The organism is Pseudomonas sp. Z1-29 (assembly GCF_051131995.1).
Lineage (GTDB): Bacteria > Pseudomonadota > Gammaproteobacteria > Pseudomonadales > Pseudomonadaceae > Aquipseudomonas.
Genome location: NZ_CP071645.1, coordinates 4,301,123 through 4,322,934, shown reverse-complemented (window position 1 = coordinate 4,322,934; position 21,812 = coordinate 4,301,123). Strand labels below are relative to the sequence as shown.

16 protein-coding genes are annotated in these 21,812 nt (G+C 56.2%); 15 read left to right on the top strand and 1 reads right to left on the bottom strand.

Annotated features, from left to right (window positions below; genetic code table 11):
* Positions 1–4 precede the first annotated feature (4 nt).
* From J3P84_RS19560 to J3P84_RS19540, 5 genes are all read left to right on the top strand, one after another.
* The gene (locus J3P84_RS19560) at positions 5–847 is read left to right on the top strand and encodes a metal-dependent hydrolase (RefSeq protein WP_434625253.1); all 843 of its coding nucleotides are present in this window, start codon (positions 5–7) and stop codon (positions 845–847) included.
* A gap of 112 nt (positions 848–959) precedes the next feature.
* Positions 960–2,774 carry a non-ribosomal peptide synthetase gene (locus J3P84_RS19555; protein ID WP_434625251.1) on the top strand — a complete coding sequence of 605 codons (1,815 nt, stop codon included), beginning with the start codon at positions 960–962 and terminating at the stop codon, positions 2,772–2,774.
* Between the two features lie 4 nt (positions 2,775–2,778).
* Positions 2,779–3,960: a beta-ketoacyl synthase N-terminal-like domain-containing protein gene (locus J3P84_RS19550; RefSeq protein ID WP_434625249.1), complete on the top strand. Its 1,182-nt coding sequence runs from the start codon at positions 2,779–2,781 to the stop codon at positions 3,958–3,960.
* A 41-nt stretch (positions 3,961–4,001) separates the two neighbouring features.
* Positions 4,002–5,252: a hypothetical protein gene (locus J3P84_RS19545; RefSeq protein WP_434625247.1), complete on the top strand. Its 1,251-nt coding sequence runs from the start codon at positions 4,002–4,004 to the stop codon at positions 5,250–5,252.
* A complete protein-coding gene (locus J3P84_RS19540; RefSeq protein WP_434625245.1) occupies positions 5,249–6,835 on the top strand; it encodes a (2,3-dihydroxybenzoyl)adenylate synthase in 1,587 nt (528 codons plus the stop codon). Before J3P84_RS19545 ends, J3P84_RS19540 begins: the two co-directional genes overlap by 4 nt.
* Before the next feature lie 125 nt (positions 6,836–6,960).
* Here J3P84_RS19540 and gltA read toward each other — a convergent pair whose 3' ends face one another.
* Positions 6,961–8,250, bottom strand: a complete 1,290-nt coding sequence (gltA, locus tag J3P84_RS19535; RefSeq protein ID WP_092400176.1) for a citrate synthase — start codon at positions 8,248–8,250, stop codon at positions 6,961–6,963.
* 364 nt (positions 8,251–8,614) lie between these two features.
* Here gltA and sdhC point away from each other — a divergent pair, with 364 nt between their 5' ends.
* The 10 genes from sdhC to brnQ all read left to right on the top strand — a co-directional run bounded on the left by sdhC (position 8,615) and on the right by brnQ (position 21,768).
* Positions 8,615–8,989: a succinate dehydrogenase, cytochrome b556 subunit gene (sdhC, locus tag J3P84_RS19530; RefSeq protein ID WP_053182236.1), complete on the top strand. Its 375-nt coding sequence runs from the start codon at positions 8,615–8,617 to the stop codon at positions 8,987–8,989.
* A complete protein-coding gene (sdhD, locus tag J3P84_RS19525; protein WP_053182233.1) occupies positions 8,983–9,351 on the top strand; it encodes a succinate dehydrogenase, hydrophobic membrane anchor protein in 369 nt (122 codons plus the stop codon). The genes sdhC and sdhD overlap by 7 nt, the downstream gene beginning before the upstream one ends.
* Positions 9,352–9,354: 3 nt before the next feature.
* On the top strand, positions 9,355–11,127 hold the full coding sequence (sdhA, locus tag J3P84_RS19520; protein WP_434625242.1) for a succinate dehydrogenase flavoprotein subunit: 1,773 nt from the start codon (positions 9,355–9,357) through the stop codon (positions 11,125–11,127).
* Positions 11,128–11,138: 11 nt separating this feature from the next.
* Complete coding sequence (locus J3P84_RS19515) at positions 11,139–11,843, top strand: succinate dehydrogenase iron-sulfur subunit (RefSeq protein ID WP_039594133.1); 705 nt, start codon at positions 11,139–11,141, stop codon at positions 11,841–11,843.
* Between the two features lie 262 nt (positions 11,844–12,105).
* Complete coding sequence (locus J3P84_RS19510) at positions 12,106–14,937, top strand: 2-oxoglutarate dehydrogenase E1 component (protein ID WP_434625240.1); 2,832 nt, start codon at positions 12,106–12,108, stop codon at positions 14,935–14,937.
* A 44-nt stretch (positions 14,938–14,981) separates the two neighbouring features.
* The gene (gene odhB, locus J3P84_RS19505; protein WP_434625238.1) at positions 14,982–16,205 is read left to right on the top strand and encodes a 2-oxoglutarate dehydrogenase complex dihydrolipoyllysine-residue succinyltransferase; all 1,224 of its coding nucleotides are present in this window, start codon (positions 14,982–14,984) and stop codon (positions 16,203–16,205) included.
* A gap of 111 nt (positions 16,206–16,316) precedes the next feature.
* The gene (gene lpdA, locus J3P84_RS19500) at positions 16,317–17,753 is read left to right on the top strand and encodes a dihydrolipoyl dehydrogenase (RefSeq protein ID WP_434569407.1); all 1,437 of its coding nucleotides are present in this window, start codon (positions 16,317–16,319) and stop codon (positions 17,751–17,753) included.
* A 196-nt stretch (positions 17,754–17,949) separates the two neighbouring features.
* A complete protein-coding gene (gene sucC / locus J3P84_RS19495; protein ID WP_305496105.1) occupies positions 17,950–19,116 on the top strand; it encodes an ADP-forming succinate--CoA ligase subunit beta in 1,167 nt (388 codons plus the stop codon).
* Positions 19,116–20,000, top strand: a complete 885-nt coding sequence (sucD, locus tag J3P84_RS19490; RefSeq protein WP_305496104.1) for a succinate--CoA ligase subunit alpha — start codon at positions 19,116–19,118, stop codon at positions 19,998–20,000. The genes sucC and sucD overlap by 1 nt, the downstream gene beginning before the upstream one ends.
* 454 nt (positions 20,001–20,454) lie before the next feature.
* The gene (brnQ, locus tag J3P84_RS19485) at positions 20,455–21,768 is read left to right on the top strand and encodes a branched-chain amino acid transport system II carrier protein (protein ID WP_305496103.1); all 1,314 of its coding nucleotides are present in this window, start codon (positions 20,455–20,457) and stop codon (positions 21,766–21,768) included.
* The last annotated feature ends 44 nt before the right edge of the window (positions 21,769–21,812 follow it).

Here is a 21,812-nt window from a genome sequence, read left to right as displayed (position 1 = left end):
ATAAATGGATAGAAATAAAAGTTCTCGTGATGTTGATCTGGATATGGTATCCCGGCGGTACGAGTTCTGTTTGGAAAGGGACCTGAGTGCGAACTGGAATCAGGATGACCAATTTAAAACAATTTTGGCCAACGCGCTTTCCATTCCATTGCCCAGTGGTGAAAAGCTATTCATAAAATCAGTCAGGTATTTTCTTGAACAATTAAGTGATCCGCAGTTGAAGAGGGTGGTCGGTGTTTTTTTTAAACAAGAGTCGGCTCACACCAAAGAGCATATTGCCTATAATCGTTTGATTGCAGAACATCGAGGCTACGATCTGGAGCGGTTAGAAGCTCCCTATAAAAAACACAATGAATATATTTCGGAGCACGCTTCGCCAGTTTCGTTGTTAGCCACTACAGTGTGCATGGAACACCTGACGGCCGTTACATCGCACTTGGTAATTACTGATGAGCGTTGCCTCGGCCGTGCGAAAGGAGCAGTGAAAGACTTTTGGTTATGGCATTCGTTGGAGGAGATTGAACATAAAGCAGTTGCCTTTGATGTTTATATGAACGTATGTGGCGATAAAGCCCTGCTTAATCAGACGATGGATTTTACCGTCGGCCAGCTGTGCAAAAACCTAACGTACACAATTTGCCAGATGTACATGATGGAAGGTGGGAAACCTCGAGTCATCAAGGAATGGTTGGAGAAAACGGAGTTTTTGAATGCTGGCGACGGGTTGTTGAAAGGTATGATGAAATACATAGAAGATTTTTATCGTGACGATTTTCACCCGTGGGATCACGATAATAGTCATCTGATTGCCTCGGTCGTCAATCATCTTGACAATGCGCTAGCGTGATTTTTTGCAACAGGCACGAGTGGCTTTTAGAATCGATAAAGGTGAGCGCTGATTTATAGTTAACGTCGGTGAGTTCGTTAACTTAATCCGGCTGCAGAGGAGCGTGGTTATTATGGATAAATGTTTAAGTTTTTATTTAAGCGCTCAGGCTGAGCGGACTCCGTATGCCCCGGCACTGACCGGCGATAAAGGTTCGTACGATTATTTTACACTAGAACAAGATGTCCGCGCACTTGCGGAAATCTTGACAGAAATGACGCCGGAGAAACAGAGAAGAATAGGTGTGTATCTGGGTGATAAGTTTGATGTCTTCATCGCGATGCTGGCCATATTTAGAGCGGACTTGGTATATGTTCCTATTGATGTGACGCTTCCTTTTGAACGTTGTCGATATATGATCAACGACAGTGATCTGGCTTTTGTGATCACCGATCCTGTTCACGCTTCTGCGTTGATGCAAGAGGGCGTACGCACACTGTTCATGAATATACCAAGGCAGGGGGGAAGTGATTCTACACTGCAACGGCAGAAGCGACCACGAGGCATAGAGAGTGCCGACCCCGATAGAATTGCCTATGTTTTGTACACGTCTGGGTCAACGGGGATGCCCAAGGGTGTGGAAATGCCGCACAAGTCGATAGCCAATCTGATTGACGACCAGTTGGAAAATGATGCTTTGTTTAGACGGCCCCTGCGTACGCTGCAATTTGCATCACCTGGATTTGATGTCTCTTGCCAAGAGGTACTTTCATGTCTCGCGGTCGGTGGTGAGTTGGTCATTGCTCCTGACGATATTAGAGCCGATACATCGAAGCTGTTCGAGTTCATTCGTGTCCACGAACTGGAAAGAGCATTTCTCCCTTACTCTGTATTGCAGACCTTAGCGATAGAGTATGAACGTCAGGAGGCGAAAGGTCCTGGCGCCTTTATACACATGATCACCGCTGGCGAACAGTTGCTAATGACCAAAGAAATCATCAAATGGTTAAGTCGATTGGACTGCCGCTTGATCAATCATTATGGTCCGACAGAAACGCATGTGGTTACCACGTATAGTAATAATGCCCCATTTGATCGCTGGCCTTATCACGTTCCCATTGGCAAAGCGATTGGCAATGTGCAGACGTACATTCTAAATGAGTTACTTCAGCCATGCGCGATGGGGGAGGACGGTGAGCTATGTGTGGGCGGAGCATGCCTGTCAAAGGGGTATATTAATTCGGCTGCCGGTAGCCATGATAAATATATTGAAATATTAACCCCCTCCGGGAAGGCGCAACGTGTTTATAGAACCGGGGATATTGCTCAAGTCAATGAGGCCGGTGAGATTATTTACAAAGGGCGTCGAGACACACAGATAAAGTTGAACGGATATCGTGTCGAGTTGGGTGAGGTCGAGGCTGGCTTAAAGAGCATTCCGGAGGTCAAAGAGGCCGTTGCTGTCGTCAGGCAGCTGGGCGAGAGCTCCGTTGAGAAAGTTTTAATCGGGCTCGTCGTGTTAACGGGTAGGGCGTGGGAGGGGCCGCTCGAAATCGATGAAGTGGACGCGACCTACTTTTCCGGTTTTATCGGAAAACTGCCTGCTTTTATGCAGCCCAAACAGATGTATGCAATCAACAAAATTCCTGTGACGAGCAACGGTAAGCTGGATCGAAGGGCAATTGAGGCGCTGCTTGATGCTCGGATCAACTCGACGTCGCTTGGATTCAACGAAAACGAGGCTGTCGTTGCGAAGTTGTTTTCAAAGCTCTTAGGTATTCCTGTAACCAGCCTTGAAACAGATTTTTTTGAAAAAGGTGGCAACTCACTGTTGGCCGTTCGATTTGTCAAGGCGTTAGAGGACCAGTGTGGCGTTAGGATTAATTTAAGTAGTTTTTTGTTGAGGCCTAACGTTAAAAATACAGCCTCTTTAATTAAGGTCGGATGAGATCATGAAAAGCAAAGTTGTGGTGGTGGGGCTGGGTGTGAGTACGTCTGTTGGTCAGGGGGTTAATGAAAATTGGCAGGCGATGGTGAGCGGTGGGTCAAATTTTAAACATTCAAAGCGGCTATGCGGGAAAAGTATACGAACTTCTTTCGCGGCAGTCGATGATCGCTTCGAAGAAGAATTAAATCCTCGGGTAGTTATAGAAACGTATATTAAGGAGGTTGTTGCGGAAGCCTGCATTGATGCCGGCGGTGGTACGTTTGATCGCATGTATTATTCGCTTCCTAATGGCATGTATTATTGGCATGAGCGTCTCGCGGATCGAACGGCAAGCCCCCAATCGGTACGCAATGCTTTTGAGACGTTTTCTTCTGAGGAGGAATTGTCTGCGTTTTTTTTTGAAACGTATGGCCTTGCTCAGTATCCGGCAATCATCGCAACCGCATGCGCATCCTCTGCAAGCGCAATTCAGTTGGGTTACGAAGCAATTGTCCGCGGGAATGCCAAAAGGGTCTTAGTTGCAGCCGCGGACAGCTCGATTTATGACGAAACCGTTACTAAGTTTAATAACCTGTCGGCGTTGTCAACACGTAATGATTCGCCGAGTACGGCATGTCGCCCTTTTAGTCAAAGTCGTGACGGGTTTGTAATTGGTGAAGGGGGTGGGTGTATCGTGCTTGAAAGGGAAGATATAGCCAAGAAACGAAACGCGAGAATCTACGCTTATCTCAGCGGCTGCGGAAATACCACGGATAACGTTCATCGGACCAAAGGTGATCCGCAAGGGGCCGGTATCAAGAACTGCATGCTCAAAGCGATTGAAGATGCCGGACTGACTCCCTCGGCGATCAGTTGCGTGAATGCGCACGGTACGAGTACACCCGAGAATGATCGGATGGAAACCAAGATTATTGGGGAGTTGTTGGGAAAAGAAACATTAGTGACGTCAGTTAAGTCGTTGATCGGTCATACCATTCATGCCGCCGGCGTGATTGAGGCGGTGGTGTCGGTTTTAAGTTTGAAGCATCAGGTCGTAACACCAACGCTAAACTATGATGGTGGCATGGCGGATCACGGTGTCACGATTGTTGATGCCAATCACCACCATGCTCATATTGAAAGTGTCATTTCTAACTCATTCGGCTTTGGTGGGCAGAATGTATCGGTCGTCTTTACGCGAGCCTGAAGCATCAGGCGGGTAGATATTTTTGATGCAAGGGAGGCGAGATGATTGTTGCAGGGAAAAATGAGGTGCCAGCGCTATTATTGAATGGTGTTGATGTAATGCTTGAATCTTGGGCGGATTATATAATTGTGTATCCGCACACCTTGGATAAGGAGCGCTTCGTTACGAGTCTTCAGGCTGCGCTTGATATTAATCCCTATTTTTCCGGAAGGAAATATTCCAAGGATGGTGTTCAAACGTTTGTCACTGGTGGAAATGAAGGTGTGTTGCTGGAGACCCAACAGTTCAACGTTGAGTTACCATCGCGCTTCTACGAGAACGACTACCACGGGTATGACCTGCTCTGTGGGAAGGACTTCAGGGCAGGGCATAGGCTTTCACGCTCAAGCTTCAAGCACCCCCTGTTCCAGATAAAACTATCTGAATTTGAGGGGGCGAGCGTTTTGGGTTTGAGTGTCTGGCACTCGTTGTCGGATGGCTCCACCTTCTTTAATTTCATCCGGCTCCTGTCACGTTTGTACATGGGGCTCGAGACCGAAAGCCATACACCGGATTTTGCTCGTATCGGCAAGGGAAGGGGGGCAGATGTCACTTCGTTGCTTGTTGATGTATGGGATACACCTACCGGCCCGGAAAAATCTCCCCTCTTTTCGGAGGCCACTTTCGTTTTGAATGAAGCGTCAGTGGCTCGAATCGTAGGCGGCTTCGACTGCGTTGGTTTTATGCGTTACGACTACATCATAGCGGACGCATGGAAGTACATCAGTGCAGGTTTGGCTTTGGACGTTGATGATACTGTGTCACTCTATCCAGTGTATGACGCAAGGCAACTTACCACGGTGGGACCAAACTATGTTGGGAATTTATTATGTTACCCTTCTATCCACCTGTCGACGTCAGACATTGCCACTATTAAGTTGGATATGCTGTCCTCGTTGATACGCGAAGGGGCTTTTGATCTCGTCGTTAAGGGTGACGAATTGCTTGAAGAGATTCAGGAGATTGCGTGTTTTTCTCAGCGGAGCGCTAAAGGCCGTTATTTGCTTAAGCCGCTTTATGACAGTATGTACGGCTCGGGGCTGTTATTTAATAACCTGATGGCCATGCCTTATAAGGAATTTGATTTTGGTGGTGGCCCGTCTCACATTGACTTGCCTCTTTCGGACCCTATTCGATTTGTTCAAATATATCCGTCGGTCGCTAATCCGGGGTGTTTGGTTGTTAAGGTAAATTTGCCAGAGGCCGAGTTGATTTTATTCAGTGAGGCATACACGAAAGGACTACAAGAATGAAGTCGAGCACGCCTGAAATCATATTCGATGATTATTTCAAGAAGGGGGTGCTACCTAAGGCCGATCTATTTTCATCGCTCGTTGATTGGGCTGATGAGTTTGGCGAACGTGTTGCGTTGAAGGATGAGTTTCGGCAACTGTCTTATCGGCAGTTGCTTGAGGAAGCATCAGGATTTGCCCGCTTACTCTCATCTCGTGGTTTGCAGCGTGACGATCGGGTGCTTGTTCAGTTACCTAACTGTGTCAATTTTTTTATCGTACTGTTCGCTGTTATTCGTGTGGGGGCCTTGCCGGTTCTGGTACTGCCGGGGCATCGGTCGCATGAGATCAGGGGCGTGCATAAGGTCGCTGACGCTCGTTTCTATATAGCGCAACGCGAGCATGATCACTTCAGCTATGAAAGCATTGCGACGATGCTGATCGGTGAGGGGCTGGATAAAAATAGTGTTGTCTTTTTCGATGATCTCGGCTTTTCAAGGGCGATCGATGAGCACGAAGAAGATGCCTTTGTTCCTCCTGCACCTGATGATATTGCCTTGTTGTTGTTGTCGGGAGGCACTACGAATACACCAAAGCTGATTCCTAGGACTCATGCCGATTATGTGTTCAATTTCACCCACATGGCCACCGAGTGCCTGCTTGACACTTCTTCTCGTTATTTGTGTGCAGTGCCGGTGGCTCATAACTTCGCGCTTGGCTGCCCGGGCGTTCTGGGCATCATGGCCATGGGCGGATTTGCTTACCTCTTGGCGCGCCCCGATATCCTGGTTTTTTCTGAAATAGTCTCTCAGGAGCGGATCACCGTTACGGCGCTGGTGCCTGCTTTGGCTGAGCTGCTTGTTGAGTATATGGAGTTGGGCGTCGAGGCGTTCTCCAGCCTCACACTGATCCAGGTCGGTGCGGCGAAGTTTTCCGAAGCGTCAGCCCAGAAGATACGGTCTTTTTTGAATTGTGAGCTCCAGCATATTTATGGGATGGCGGAAGGGCTGCTCTGTTTCAACCGTCGTTTTGATCCGGTGTCACTCAAGATCAGCACCCAGGGACGGCCGTTGAGCGCCGTCGATCTTCTGCGCGTTGTTGATGAACACGGTCAGGATTTGCCACAAGGTGGGGTGGGAGAGCTGTATGTCAGAGGCCCCTACACGATTCGGGGATATTTCAATAATGCAGAAGCCAACCGTGAGGGGTTCGACTCGGAAGGTTTTTATAAGACTGGAGACTTGGTTCGGCTTGATGAGGGTGGCAATGTGATAGTGCTGGGCAGAGTCAAAGAGCAGATCAATCGAGCGGGAGAAAAGTACTCGCCCGCAGATACCGAAGGAGTATTGCTCGCGTGGGACAGAATCGATGCTTGTTCCGTAGTTGGGGTGGAGCGCATAGCGGAGGGTGACCGGGTTATATTTTTTATCCAGCCTCGTGGGCAGACCCTCAGTAGGGAAGAGGTTTGTCGCTACCTTGAGGTCCAGGGCGTCGCAGGCTACAAATATCCCGATGAGGTCATCATGGTCAGTGCCCTACCGCTTACGGCTGTTGGCAAAATTGATAAGAAGAAGCTGGCCGCGCAGTACGCGTCGATGGCGTGAGCTCGTCGTGTTTATCGTAGCGGTAGCGATTGCTGGACTGAAACGAACTAATATCGTGACCGCATAAAAAACCTGCCACAAAGGGCAGGTTTTTTTGTAGCTATCGGCGCTTCGATTGTGTGCGGTTACTTGCGGTCTTCCAACCGGGTAATGTCACGCGACTCGTAGCCGGTGTACAACTGGCGTGGGCGGCCGATCTTGTACGGGCTGGAGAGCATTTCCTTCCAGTGGGAGATCCAGCCCACGGTCCGCGCCAGGGCGAAGATCACGGTGAACATGCTGGTTGGAATGCCGATCGCCTTGAGGATGATCCCCGAGTAGAAGTCGACGTTCGGGTAGAGCGAGCGCTCGATGAAGTACGGGTCGGTCAGGGCGATCTCCTCCAGGCGCATGGCCAGTTCGAGTTGCGGATCGTTCTTGATTCCCAGTTCCTTGAGCACTTCGTCGCAGGTCTGCTTCATCACGGTGGCGCGTGGGTCGCGGTTCTTGTAGACCCGATGACCGAAGCCCATCAGCTTGAATGGATCGTTCTTGTCCTTGGCCTTGGCGATGAACTTGTCGATGTTCGAGACATCGCCGATTTCATCGAGCATGGTCAGTACCGCTTCGTTGGCACCGCCGTGGGCCGGGCCCCAGAGTGCAGCGATACCGGCGGCGATACAGGCGAACGGGTTGGCACCCGACGAACCGGCCAGGCGCACGGTGGACGTGGAGGCGTTCTGCTCGTGGTCGGCATGGAGGATGAAGATCCGGTCCATGGCCTTGGCGAGCACCGGGCTGATCGGTTTGATCTCGCACGGGGTGTTGAACATCATATGCAGGAAGTTCTCTGCATAGGTCAGGTCGTTGCGCGGATACATCATGGGCTGGCCCATGGAGTACTTGTAGACCATGGCTGCCAGGGTCGGCATCTTCGCCACCAGGCGGATCGCGGAGATTTCGCGATGCTGGGGGTTATTGATGTCCAGGGAGTCGTGGTAGAAGGCCGAAAGGGCGCCGACAACGCCGCACATGACGGCCATCGGGTGGGCATCGCGACGGAAACCGTTGAAGAAGGTCTTCAACTGTTCATGAACCATGGTGTGGTTCTTCACGGTACTGACGAACTGGGCCTTTTGCTCTGCGGTTGGCAGCTCGCCGTTGAGCAGCAGGTAGCAGGTTTCCAAGTAGTCCGATTTTTCAGCCAGTTGCTCGATCGGGTAGCCGCGGTGCAGCAGGATGCCGTTGTCGCCGTCGATATAGGTGATTTTCGACTCGCACGAGGCGGTCGACATGAAACCTGGGTCAAAGGTGAAACGGCCCGTGGCCGTCAGGCCCCGTACGTCGATTACATCGGGACCAACGGTGCCGGTTAAAATGGGCAGCTCGACGGGGGCTGCGCCCTCGATGATCAACTGCGCTTTTTTGTCAGCCATGTGGCCTCCTATTAATGCTTGGAATCATCAGACAGACCCCCCACGCAGGGCCCGCACCACTATAGTGAGATAAATCCGAATGTCAATTTGCCTAAAGTCTTGCTCCAGAAGGCTTTAAGCGGACTTTTTCCGCGAAATTACCTGCCGTTTACGCCTTTTGCCGCGCTTGTGCAATGCGCTATTAGGGGAAGGTGAACGCGTTGTCATTAGTAGCCTAACTGTCTATACTCGGCCACCGACCGCCAGGGGCTTTTGGGCCTGCTTTCTTGGGGGTCGTCACTCCCTGGGTGGTGAGTACCTGACCAGTGCGCGCCCCAACAACTTTGCCCTGATTGTTAGGGGCTCTTCAGTGTGAAAAAAAGCCGTGAAAAGCCAACGACCTGTAAACCTAGACCTTAGAACCATCAAAATCCCCATTACAGCCGTCACGTCGTTCACTCATCGTGTATCCGGCATCATTCTGTTTCTTGGCCTTGTGATCATGCTTTATGCATTGAGCAAGTCGCTGGAGTCCGCCGAAGGGTTTGCCGAGGTGAAGGCGTACATGACCAGCCCCTTGGCCAAGTTCATAGCTTGGGCCCTGCTTTCGGCGTTGCTCTATCACATGGTGGCCGGCGTGCGCCATCTGATGATGGACATGGGCATCGGCGAGACGCTAGAGGGTGGCAAGCTGGGCTCGAAGATAATTATTGCCGTATCCGCGGTACTGATCGTTTTGGCAGGAGTATGGATATGGTAACTAATGTCACGAACCTCTCGCGTTCGGGTCTGTACGACTGGATGGCTCAGCGGGTGTCTGCGGTCGTTCTCGCGGCTTATTTCATCTTCCTGATTGGATATCTCATTGCAAATCCTGGCATTGGCTACGACCAGTGGCACGCGCTGTTTGCAAATAACTGGATGCGTATTTTCAGCCTCCTGACTCTTGTTGCGCTAGGGGCTCACGCCTGGGTTGGGATGTGGACCGTCGCGACCGACTATCTAACGCCTATGGCGCTTGGCAAGTCTGCGACTGTAGTGCGTTTCCTCTTCCAGGCGGTATGCGGCGTTGCGATGTTCGCTTACTTCGTCTGGGGTGTGCAGATTCTCTGGGGTATCTGATTCATGGCTAACATTCCAACGATTTCTTTCGACGCCATCATCATTGGTGGTGGCGGTGCCGGCATGCGCGCAGCGCTGCAACTGGCACAGGGCGGTCACAAGACTGCCGTGATCACCAAGGTTTTCCCGACCCGTTCGCACACTGTTTCCGCCCAGGGTGGCATCACTTGCGCCATCGCTTCGGCCGACCCGAACGATGACTGGCGCTGGCACATGTACGATACCGTCAAGGGTTCCGACTACATCGGTGACCAGGACGCTATCGAATACATGTGTCAGGAAGGCCCGGCTGCTGTTTACGAGCTGGACCACATGGGCATGCCGTTCTCGCGTACCGAACAGGGCCGTATCTACCAGCGTCCGTTCGGCGGCCAGTCCAAGGACTACGGCAAGGGCGGCCAGGCTGCACGCACTTGCGCTGCGTCCGACCGTACCGGTCACGCACTGCTGCACACCCTTTATCAGGGCAACCTGAAAGCCGGTACCGTGTTTCTGAACGAGTACTACGCTGTCGACCTGGTGAAGAACCAGGACGGCGCCTTCGTCGGCGTGATCGCGATCTGCATCGAAACTGGCGAAACCACCTACATCCGCGCCAAGGCCACCGTGCTGGCGACCGGCGGTGCGGGCCGTATCTACGCGTCCACCACCAACGCCCTGATCAACACCGGTGACGGCGTCGGCATGGCCCTGCGTGCCGGCGTGCCGGTGCAGGACATCGAGATGTGGCAGTTCCACCCGACCGGCATCGCCGGCGCTGGTGTACTGGTCACCGAAGGCTGCCGTGGTGAAGGTGGTTACCTGATCAACAAGCACGGCGAGCGTTTCATGGAGCGTTATGCTCCGAACGCCAAGGACCTTGCCGGTCGTGACGTCGTGGCTCGTTCGATGGTTAAAGAGATCATTGCCGGTAACGGCTGTGGCCCGAACGGCGACCACGTGATGCTCAAGCTCGACCACCTCGGCGAAGAAGTGCTGCACAGCCGCTTGCCAGGTATCTGCGAACTGTCCAAGACCTTCGCTCACGTCGATCCAGTCGTTGCGCCGGTTCCAGTGGTTCCAACCTGCCACTATATGATGGGCGGCGTTGCCACCAACATTCATGGCCAGGCAATCACCCAAAGCGCCGAAGGCGTGGACGAAATCATCCCTGGCCTGTTCGCAGTGGGTGAAGTGGCGTGCGTATCGGTGCACGGTGCCAACCGCCTGGGTGGCAACTCGCTGCTCGACCTGGTGGTATTCGGCCGCGCTGCCGGTCTGCACCTGGAAAAAGCGCTGACCGACGGTATCGAATACCGCGACGCCAGCGACACCGACATCGACGTGGCCCTCAAGCGTCTGGCCGGTCTCAACGAGCGTACCGAAGGCGAAGACGTCGCCACCCTGCGTCGCGAGCTGCAAAGCTGCATGCAGAACTACTTCGGTGTGTTCCGTACCGGCGAATACATGCAGAAGGGTATTGCCCAGCTGGCGCAATTGCGTGAACGAATCGCCAACGTGAAGATCAACGATAAGTCGCAGGCGTTCAACACTGCCCGTATCGAAGCGCTGGAACTGCAGAACCTGCTGGAAGTGGCCGAAGCCACCGCCATCGCGGCTGAAGTGCGTAAAGAGTCCCGTGGTGCCCATGCCCGCGAAGACTTCGAAGACCGTGACGACGAAAACTGGCTGTGCCACACCTTGTACTTCCCGGGTGAAAAACGCGTCGCCAAGCGTGCCGTGAACTTCTCGCCGAAGACTGTTCCGACTTTCGAACCTAAAGTCCGGACTTATTAAGGGTGACCGCTATGTTGCAAGTCAGTGTGTATCGCTACAACCCTGATCAGGACGCCGCGCCGTTCATGCAGGACTTCCAGGTCGATACCGGTGGTAAAGACCTGATGGTGCTGGACGTGCTGGCCTTGATCAAAGAGCAGGACGAAGGTTTTTCCTATCGTCGCTCGTGCCGCGAGGGCGTTTGCGGCTCCGACGGCATGAACATCAACGGCAAGAACGGCCTGGCCTGCATCACGCCGCTGTCGGCGGTGGTCAAGGGCAACAAGCTGATCGTTCGGCCGCTGCCAGGTCTGCCGGTCATCCGTGACCTGGTCGTCGATATGAGCATCTTCTACAAGCAATACGAGAAGGTGAAGCCATTCCTGCAGAACGACACGCCGGCTCCGGCCATCGAGCGTCTGCAGTCTCCTGAAGAGCGTGAAAAGCTCGACGGTCTGTACGAGTGCATCCTGTGCGCCTGCTGCTCGACCTCGTGCCCATCGTTCTGGTGGAACCCGGACAAATTCCTGGGCCCGGCCGCCCTGCTGCAAGCGTATCGCTTCCTGGCAGACAGCCGTGACACCAAGACGTCCGAGCGTCTGGCCGCACTGGATGACCCGTTCAGCGTATTCCGCTGCCGCGGGATCATGAACTGCGTCAACGTCTGCCCGAAAGGCCTGAACCCGACTAAGGCTATCGGTCACGTACGTAACATGCTGCTGCAAAACGGCGTGTGATTCAGCTGCTGTACCCGTAGAACCGCTGTACCCGTAAAGGCGAGGGCGTGGGCTTCAACCCACGTCCTGGCTATAACCAGAGCAGCCACTCACAAAGCGGCCGTTCTTATTTTGAAGAAATGAGACAAGCAGGGGCATCCGGGCTGGTACCCGGACTATCAGCGTGATCCTAAGTGGCTTGTTTTAGTCGCTGCACTCGGACTTCTGCAAGTTTGCTCGGTGTTTTCGCCGGTGGTGTTCCCCTAATCGAGGGTGACCAAGCATGCAAGAAAGCGTGATGCAGCGCATGTGGAACAGTGCCCACCTCTCCGGTGGTAACGCTGCCTATGTGGAAGAGCTCTACGAGCTCTACCTGCACGACCCTAACGCTGTGCCAGAAGAATGGCGCACCTACTTTCAGAAGTTGCCGGCTGACGGTAACTCTGCCACCGATGTTTCGCACTCGACGATTCGCGATCATTTCGTGCTGCTGGCAAAGAACCAGCGCCGCGCCCAACCGGTGTCTGCCGGCAGCGTGAGCTCCGAGCATGAGAAGAAGCAAGTTGAAGTACTGCGACTGATCCAGGCCTACCGGATGCGCGGCCACCAGGCAGCCCAGCTGGACCCGCTGGGGCTGTGGCAGCGTCCTGCACCTGCAGACCTGTCGATCACTCATTACGGCTTGACCAATGCCGATCTTGATACGACCTTCCGTGCCGGCGACCTGTTCATCGGCAAAGAGGAAGCGAGCCTACGCGAAATTCACGAAGCGTTGCAGCAGACATATTGCCGCACCATCGGCGCTGAATTCACGCACATCACCGATTCCGAGCAGCGCCAGTGGTTCCAGCAGCGTCTGGAAAGCGTTCGTGGCCGTCCGACGTACTCCGCCGACATCAAGAGCCACTTGCTCGAGCGCGTCACCGCCGGTGAAGGTCTGGAGAAATACCTGGGTACCAAATACCCGGGCACCAAGCGTTTCGGCCTGGAAGGCGGCGAAAGCCTGATTCCGATGCTCGACGAGCTGATCCAGCGTTCCGGCTCCTACGGTACCAAGGAAGTCGTCATCGGCATGGCCCACCGTGGTCGCCTGAACGTACTGGTCAACACCTTCGGCAAGAACCCGCGCGAGCTGTTCGACGAGTTCGAAGGCAAGAAGAAGGTCGAGCTGGGTTCCGGTGACGTGAAATACCACCAGGGCTTCTCGTCCAACGTGATGACCACCGGTGGCGAAGTCCACCTGGCCATGGCCTTCAACCCGTCCCACCTGGAAATCGTTTCCCCGGTGGTCGAGGGTTCGGTCCGTGCCCGCCAGGATCGTCGCAACGACCCGACCGGTGAAAAGGTCCTGCCGATTTCCATCCACGGTGACGCGGCATTCGCCGGTCAGGGCGTGGTCATGGAAACCTTCCAGATGTCGCAGACCCGCGGCTTCAAGACTGGCGGTACGGTTCACATCGTCATCAACAACCAGGTCGGTTTCACCATCAGCAACCCGCTGGACTCGCGTTCCACCGAGTACGCTACCGACGTCGCGAAAATGATCCAGGCGCCGATTCTCCATGTGAATGGTGATGACCCGGAAGCCGTGCTGTTCGTGACCCAGCTGGCCATCGACTACCGCATGCAGTACAAGCGCGACGTGGTGATCGACCTGGTCTGCTACCGTCGTCGCGGCCACAACGAGGCCGACGAGCCAAGCGGTACCCAGCCACTGATGTACCAGCAGATCGCCAAGCAGCGCACCACCCGCGAGCTGTACGCCGATCGCCTGACCCAGAGCGGTGTTCTGGATGCCGCACGTATCCAGGAAAAAGTCGATGAATATCGCAACGCCCTGGATAACGGCCTGCACGTTGTAAAAAGCCTGGTCAAGGAACCGAACAAGGAACTGTTCGTGGACTGGCGTCCTTACCTGGGTCACGCCTGGACCGCGCGTCACGACACGCGCTTCGACCTCAAGACCTTGCAGGAACTGTCGGCCAAGCTGCTGGAAATCCCGGAAGGCTTCGTGGTCCAGCGCCAGGTTGCGAAGATCTACGAAGACCGCCAGAAGATGCAAGCCGGCGGCCTGCCGATCAACTGGGGTTACGCCGAAACCATGGCGTACGCGACCCTGGCGTTCGAAGGTCACCCGATTCGCATCACCGGCCAGGACGTAGGCCGCGGTACTTTCTCGCACCGCCACGCGGCGCTGCACAACCAGAAAGACGCCAGCACCTACATCCCGCTGCAACACCTGTACAAAGGCCAGCCACGTTTCGACCTGTACGATTCGCTGCTGTCCGAGGAAGCCGTCCTGGCGTTCGAATATGGCTACTCCACCACCGAGCCTAACGCGCTGGTGATCTGGGAAGCCCAGTTCGGCGACTTCGCCAACGGTGCCCAGGTGGTTGTCGACCAGTTCATCACCAGCGGCGAGCACAAGTGGGGTCGTCTCTGCGGCCTGACCATGCTGCTGCCACACGGTTATGAAGGGCAGGGGCCGGAGCACTCTTCGGCACGTCTGGAGCGTTACCTGCAATTGTGCGCCGAGCACAACGTCCAGGTTTGCGTACCGACGACCCCGGCGCAGATCTACCACCTGCTGCGTCGTCAAGTCATCCGTCCGCTGCGCAAGCCGCTGATCGTGCTGACGCCCAAGTCGCTGTTACGGCACAAGCTGGCGATTTCCACGCTCGAAGACCTGGCCGAAGGCTCCTTCCAGACCGTTATCTCGGAAATCGATACCCTGGACGCGGCAAAGGTGACTCGCCTGATCCTGTGCAGCGGCAAGGTCTACTACGATCTGCTGGAAAAACGTCGTGCCGAAGGCCGCGAAGACATCGCCATCGTGCGTATCGAGCAGCTCTACCCGTTCCCGGAAGACGACCTGATGGAGGCCATCGCGCCTTACACCAACCTCACCCACGTGGTGTGGTGTCAGGAAGAACCGATGAACCAGGGCGCGTGGTACAGCAGCCAGCATCACCTGCGTCGCAGCATCGGCAACCATAACAAGGCCCTGGGCCTGGAGTACGCCGGTCGTGACGCTTCTGCCGCCCCTGCGTGTGGTTATGCGTCGATGCACGCCGAGCAGCAGGAAAAACTGCTGCAAGATGCCTTCACTGTTTAACGCCTTCGTGCTGACTGAAACCGAATTTTAAGGACCCACAGATAATGGCTATCGAAATCAAAGCCCCGTCATTCCCGGAATCGGTTGCCGATGGCACCGTTGCCACCTGGCACAAGAAACCAGGCGAGGCCGTCAAGCGTGACGACCTGATCGTCGACATCGAGACCGACAAGGTCGTGCTGGAAGTATTGGCCGAAGCCGACGGCGTGCTGGGCGCAATCATTGCCGAAGAGGGCGCTACCGTTCTGTCGAACCAGGTCCTGGGCTCGATCGAAGAGGGCGGCGCTGCCGCCGCCGCTCCAGCCGCTGCTGCTGCACCGGCTGCCGCTCAGGCCGCTGCTCCTGCTGCATCGGGCGAAGACGATCCAGTCGCTGCCCCTGCTGCTCGCAAGCTGGCTGAAGAGAACGGTATCAACATCGCTTCCGTTGCCGGCACCGGCAAGGGTGGTCGCGTGACCAAGGAAGACGTGGTTGCAGCTGTTGCCGCCAAGAAAGCCGCACCGGCCGCAGCACCAGCCAAGCCTGCCGCGCCTGCCGCTTCCGCACCAGTGTTCACTGCCGGCGACCGCGTGGAAAAACGCGTTCCGATGACCCGCCTGCGTGCCAAGGTTGCCGAGCGTCTGGTCGAAGCCCAGTCGAACATGGCGATGCTGACCACTTTCAACGAAGTCGACATGACCGAAGTCATGGCCCTGCGTTCGAAGTACAAGGATCTGTTCGAGAAGTCCCACAATGGCGTACGCCTGGGCTTCATGTCGTTCTTCGTCAAGGCTGCCACCGAAGCGCTGAAACGCTTCCCGGCCGTCAACGCGTCGATCGACGGTTCCGACATCGTCTACCACGGCTACGCCGACATCGGTGTCGCGGTCTCCAGCGACCGTGGCCTGGTGGTTCCGGTACTGCGCAACGCCGAGCTGATGAGCCTGGCCGAAATCGAAGGCGGCATCGCCACCTTCGGCAAGAAGGCCCGTGACGGCAAGCTGTCCATCGAAGAGATGACCGGCGGTACGTTCACCATCACCAACGGTGGTACATTCGGTTCGATGATGTCGACCCCGATCGTCAACCCGCCACAAGCGGCTATCCTCGGCATGCACAACATTCTGCAGCGTCCGATGGCGATCAATGGTCAAGTCGTGATTCGTCCGATGATGTACCTGGCACTGTCCTACGATCACCGCCTGATCGACGGCAAAGAAGCCGTGACGTTCCTGGTCACCATCAAGAACCTGCTTGAAGATCCGGCTCGTCTGCTGCTGGATATCTGATTTTCGCCGCGAGGGCCGGTCTGTTGACCGGCCTCTTGCTGAAACAACCGGTTTCGTCCCTCGACGGTCACCACAAGTGACCGTCCGGTTTGATTCGAAAAGGAATGACTCATGACTCAGAAATTCGACGTGGTAGTGATTGGTGCGGGCCCTGGCGGCTACGTAGCGGCCATCAAGGCTGCGCAACTGGGCCTTACCACTGCCTGCATCGAGAAATACACCGACAAGGAAGGCAAGCAAGCCTTGGGCGGTACTTGCCTGAACGTCGGTTGCATTCCTTCCAAGGCGCTGCTGGACAGCTCCTGGAAATACAAGGAAGCGAAAGAAAGCTTCAACGTTCACGGTATCTCTACCGGTGAAGTGAAAATGGACGTCGCCGCGATGGTTGGCCGCAAGGCCGGCATCGTCAAGAACCTGACCAGCGGTGTTGCCACCCTGTTCAAGGCCAACGGCGTGACTTCCATCGAAGGCCACGGCAAGCTGCTGCTGGGCAAGAAAGTCGAAGTAACCAAGCCAGACGGCTCGGTTGAAGTGATCGAAGCCGAAAACGTCATCCTGGCGCCAGGCTCGCGTCCGATCGACATCCCGCCGGCTCCGGTCGACCAGAACGTCATCGTCGACTCCACCGGTGCCCTGGAATTCCAGACCGTGCCAAAACGCCTGGGCGTGATCGGCGCTGGCGTGATCGGCCTGGAGCTGGGTTCGGTATGGTCGCGCCTGGGCGCTGAAGTGACCGTGCTCGAAGCCCTCGACACCTTCCTGATGGCCGCCGACACCGCGGTTTCCAAGGAAGCGCTGAAAACCCTGACCAAGCAAGGCCTGGACATCAAGCTGGGCGCTCGCGTGACCGGCTCCAAGGTCAACGGCGAAGAAGTCGTGGTCAACTACACCGACGCCAACGGCGAACAGACCATCACGTTCGACAAGCTGATCGTAGCGGTCGGCCGTCGTCCGGTGACCACTGACCTGCTGGCCGCCGACTGCGGCGTGGAAATCGACGAGCGCGGCTTCATCGCGGTCGATGACCATTGCGCAACCGCCGTACCGGGCGTCTTCGCCATCGGTGACGTGGTTCGCGGCATGATGCTGGCGCACAAGGCGTCCGAAGAAGGGATCATGGTTGTCGAGCGCATCAAGGGCCACAAGGCCCAGATGAACTACGACCTGATCCCATCGGTTATCTACACCCACCCGGAAATCGCATGGGTCGGTAAAACCGAGCAGGCCTTGAAAGCCGAAGGCGTTGAAGTTAACGTCGGCACCTTCCCGTTCGCCGCCAGCGGCCGCGCCATGGCAGCCAACGACACCGGCGGTTTCGTGAAAGTCATCGCCGACGCCAAGACCGACCGCGTATTGGGCGTTCACGTCATTGGCCCAAGCGCTGCCGAGCTGGTACAGCAAGGCGCGATCGGTATGGAATTCGGCACCAGCGCTGAAGACCTGGGCATGATGGTCTTCTCCCATCCGACCCTGTCCGAAGCCTTGCACGAAGCGGCCCTGGCCGTGAATGGCGGCGCCATCCACGTGGCCAACCGCAAGAAGCGTTAACGGATAATAAGAAACCACGGCGGTGCGGCCCGTCGCGAGCCTTGCGTGCAAGACTCACCGCGGAATGTCCGCTGGACGCAGTCTTGCGTAGCGGCACCGGTTAACCGGAACGCTACGCAAGCAGCAGTCACAGGTGGTGCGGCACCACAACGGTGCAGCACCGAATGCGCAGTACCTAACGAAGACGGTAATAAGCATGAATCTTCACGAGTATCAGGGTAAGCAGCTGTTCGCTGAGTACGGCCTGCCAGTATCCACCGGTTACGCGGTAGACACCCCGGAAGCGGCAGCAGAAGCTTGCGACAAGATCGGCGGCAGCGAATGGGTCGTCAAAGCCCAGGTTCACGCCGGTGGTCGCGGTAAAGCGGGCGGCGTCAAGCTGGTTCGCAGCAAAGAAGACGCCAAAGCCTTCGCGCAGCAGTGGCTGGGCAAGCGTCTGGTGACTTACCAGACTGACGCCAACGGTCAGCCAGTCACCAAGATCCTGGTTGAATCGTGCACTGATATCGCTAAAGAGCTGTACCTGGGCGCTGTCGTTGACCGTTCGAGCCGTCGTATCGTGTTCATGGCTTCCACCGAAGGTGGCGTGGACATCGAGAAAATCGCTCACGACACCCCTGAAAAAATCCTCAAGGCCACCATCGATCCACTGGTTGGCGCACAGCCATTCCAGGGTCGCGAGCTGGCTTTCCAGCTGGGCCTGGAAGGCAAGCAGGTTGCCCAGTTCGCCAAGATCTTCGTGGGTCTGGCCAAACTGTTCCAGGATCACGATCTGGCCCTGCTGGAAGTGAACCCGCTGGTGATCAAGGCCGACGGCGATCTGCACTGCCTCGATGCCAAGATCAACATCGACGCCAACGCCATGTACCGTCAGCCTAAGCTGAAGACTTTCCACGATCCGTCGCAGGACGATCCGCGCGAAGCGCACGCTGCCAAGTTCGAACTGAACTACGTAGCGCTGGAAGGCAACATCGGCTGCATGGTCAACGGTGCCGGCCTGGCCATGGGTACCATGGACATCGTCAACCTGCATGGCGGCAAGCCAGCCAACTTCCTCGACGTGGGCGGCGGTGCTACCAAGGAACGCGTTACCGAAGCGTTCAAGATCATCCTGTCCGACTCCAACGTCGCTGCAGTACTGGTCAACATCTTCGGCGGCATCGTTCGCTGCGACATGATTGCCGAAGGCATCATTGGCGCCGTGAAAGAAGTCGGCGTGAAAATCCCGGTTGTTGTGCGCCTTGAAGGCAACAACGCTGAACTGGGCGCTAAAGTACTGGCAGAAAGCGGTTTGAACATCATCGCTGCTACCAGCCTGACCGACGCTGCTCAACAAGTCGTCAAAGCTGCGGAGGGCAAATAATGAGCGTCCTGATCAACAAAGACACCAAGGTTATCTGCCAGGGCATTACCGGTTCGCAAGGTAGCTTCCACACCCAGCAAGCCATCGAATACGGCACCCAGATGGTCGGCGGTGTAACGCCGGGCAAAGGCGGCACCGAGCACCTGGGCCTGCCAGTGTTCAACACCGTGAAAGACGCTGTAGCTGCCACTGGCGCCACCGCCAGCGTGATCTACGTTCCAGCTCCTTTCTGCAAGGACTCCATCCTGGAAGCAGCATTCGGCGGCATCAAGCTGATCGTTTGCATCACCGAAGGCATTCCTACCCTGGACATGCTGGATGCCAAGGTCAAGTGCGACGAACTGGGTGTTACCCTGATCGGCCCTAACTGCCCAGGCGTGATCACTCCAGGCGAATGCAAGATCGGCATCATGCCAGGTCACATTCACTTGCCAGGCAAGGTCGGTATCGTTTCCCGTTCCGGCACCCTGACCTACGAAGCCGTGAAGCAGACCACTGACGCCGGTTTCGGTCAGTCCACTTGCGTCGGCATCGGCGGTGACCCGATCCCAGGCTCCAACTTCATCGACATCCTGAAGCTGTTCCAGGAAGACCCGAAGACCGAAGCGATCGTCATGATCGGTGAGATCGGCGGTTCCGCTGAAGAAGAAGCCGCTGCCTACATCAAGGCAAACGTGACCAAGCCGGTCGTTTCCTACATCGCTGGTGTGACTGCCCCTGCGGGCAAGCGCATGGGCCATGCGGGTGCAATCATCTCCGGCGGCAAAGGCACTGCGGACGAGAAGTTCGCTGCGCTGCAAGACGCAGGCGTGAAAACCGTGCGTTCGCTGGCAGACATCGGCAAGGCCCTGGCCGAGCTGACTGGCTGGGAAATGAAGAAGTAAGCTTCGGCTGACCCTTCGTTCCAGCAACAAAGGCCACCTTCGGGTGGCCTTTGTCGTTTCTGGTTCGCTCTTGTGGCGAGGGAGCTTGCTCCCGCTCGGCTGCGTAGCAGTCGTAAACTGGACAGCGCATTTTTGTCTGCATAAATACAGGCGCCTGAATGAGGGCTGCTGCGCAGCCCAGCGGGAGCAAGCTCCCTCGCCACGGGGGGCATTGCTGCGGCCTGGTGGAAAAATAGATACGTAAATGCGACACAGCAATGTCGTGTATCGGATAGTTCGCCCTGTAACAGTGCGTTTTTCACTTGAATTCGTTAGGCTAGCAGCCATTTTTGCGACCGCTGCCCACAAGGAAGCGACGCGCTAAACGGGTCGGTCTCATACGGATCGGCAGCATTTCCCTCACCCATAAGGGAAATCCCTCTCTAAATTCCGATTCAGTAGTGTGGTTTCCTTAATGAAAGTGTTGAAAGGCCAGGACATCCTGGCGCTTGGTTTCATGACATTTGCCCTGTTCGTCGGGGCCGGCAACATCATCTTTCCGCCTATCGTCGGTTTGCAGTCCGGGCCTCATGTCTGGATGGCGGCGCTGGGCTTTCTCATCACGGCGGTCGGGCTGCCGGTGATCACGGTCGTTGCGCTGGCCAAGGTCGGTGGCGCGATGGACGCCTTGAGCAGCCCCATCGGCAAGATCGCCGGTGGTTTGCTGGCAGCGGTGTGCTACCTGGCGGTCGGCCCGCTATTCGCCACCCCGCGAACCGCCACCGTATCGTTCGAAGTCGGCCTGGCACCGCTGACCGGCGAGAGCCCGTTGGCGTTGTTCCTGTACAGCGCGGTGTACTTTCTGGTGGTGTTCTTCATCTCGCTTTATCCGGGCCGCTTGCTGGACACCGTCGGGCGCTTTCTCGCGCCGCTGAAAATCATCGCCCTGGCGGTGCTGGGCATCGCCGCGTTTGCCTTGCCGGCGGGCGACATCGGCGTGGCGACTCCCGAATACGTGGCGGCGCCGTTTTCCCAAGGCTTCATCAATGGCTACCTGACCATGGATACCCTCGGTGCCTTGGTGTTCGGCATCGTCATCGTCAACGCCATCCGTTCCCGAGGGGTCGAGTCTCCGGCCTTGATCACCCGCTACGCCATCATCGCCGGGCTTATCGCCGGGGTGGGGTTGGCGCTGGTCTATGTCAGCCTGTTCCGCCTGGGTTCGGGCAGCCATGAAGTCGCCGCGGGCGCGACCAACGGCGCGGCCGTCCTGCATGCCTACGTGCAACATACCTTCGGCAGCCTGGGCAGCGGCTTCCTTGCGGTACTGATCTCCCTGGCGTGCCTGGTGACGGCGGTTGGCCTGACCTGCGCCTGCGCCGAGTACTTCAGCCGCGTCCTGCCGCTGTCCTACAAGACGCTGGTGATCATCCTGGCGGCGTTTTCGCTGCTGGTGTCCAACCTCGGGCTGACCAAGCTGATCGCTTTCTCGATTCCGGTCCTCACCGCGATCTATCCACCTTGCATCGCATTGGTCGCCCTGAGCTTCTGCAAAGACTTCTGGCATGAGCAGGGGCGGATCGTCGGCCCGGTCATGCTGGTGTCGTTCCTGTTCGGCTTGATCGACGCCCTCAAGGGCGCCGGGCTGGCGGATTGGCTGCCGACGCAGTTGGCCCACCTGCCGTTGAGCGACCAGGGCCTGGCCTGGCTGGTCCCTTCGGTCATGACCCTGGTGGTCGCGGTGGTCTGCGATCGACTGCTGGGCAAGCGCAGCGAAGCGTTGGCGTAAGCGGCTTCCAGCAGGCCCATCGGTAAAACGAAATGCCCCGTATC

Excerpts from the sequence above, each read along its gene's own strand:
- J3P84_RS19560 (WP_434625253.1), top strand. The coding sequence starts at position 5 with ATGGATAGAAATAAAAGTTCTCGTGATGTTGATCTGGATATGGTATCC.
- J3P84_RS19555 (WP_434625251.1), top strand. The coding sequence starts at position 960 with ATGGATAAATGTTTAAGTTTTTATTTAAGCGCTCAGGCTGAGCGGACT.
- J3P84_RS19550 (WP_434625249.1), top strand. The coding sequence starts at position 2,779 with ATGAAAAGCAAAGTTGTGGTGGTGGGGCTGGGTGTGAGTACGTCTGTT.
- J3P84_RS19545 (WP_434625247.1), top strand. The coding sequence starts at position 4,002 with ATGATTGTTGCAGGGAAAAATGAGGTGCCAGCGCTATTATTGAATGGT.
- J3P84_RS19540 (WP_434625245.1), top strand. The coding sequence starts at position 5,249 with ATGAAGTCGAGCACGCCTGAAATCATATTCGATGATTATTTCAAGAAG.
- gltA (WP_092400176.1), bottom strand. The coding sequence starts at position 8,250 with ATGGCTGACAAAAAAGCGCAGTTGATCATCGAGGGCGCAGCCCCCGTC.
- sdhD (WP_053182233.1), top strand. The coding sequence starts at position 8,983 with ATGGTAACTAATGTCACGAACCTCTCGCGTTCGGGTCTGTACGACTGG.
- sdhA (WP_434625242.1), top strand. The coding sequence starts at position 9,355 with ATGGCTAACATTCCAACGATTTCTTTCGACGCCATCATCATTGGTGGT.
- J3P84_RS19515 (WP_039594133.1), top strand. The coding sequence starts at position 11,139 with ATGTTGCAAGTCAGTGTGTATCGCTACAACCCTGATCAGGACGCCGCG.
- J3P84_RS19510 (WP_434625240.1), top strand. The coding sequence starts at position 12,106 with ATGCAAGAAAGCGTGATGCAGCGCATGTGGAACAGTGCCCACCTCTCC.
- odhB (WP_434625238.1), top strand. The coding sequence starts at position 14,982 with ATGGCTATCGAAATCAAAGCCCCGTCATTCCCGGAATCGGTTGCCGAT.
- lpdA (WP_434569407.1), top strand. The coding sequence starts at position 16,317 with ATGACTCAGAAATTCGACGTGGTAGTGATTGGTGCGGGCCCTGGCGGC.
- sucC (WP_305496105.1), top strand. The coding sequence starts at position 17,950 with ATGAATCTTCACGAGTATCAGGGTAAGCAGCTGTTCGCTGAGTACGGC.
- sucD (WP_305496104.1), top strand. The coding sequence starts at position 19,116 with ATGAGCGTCCTGATCAACAAAGACACCAAGGTTATCTGCCAGGGCATT.
- brnQ (WP_305496103.1), top strand. The coding sequence starts at position 20,455 with ATGAAAGTGTTGAAAGGCCAGGACATCCTGGCGCTTGGTTTCATGACA.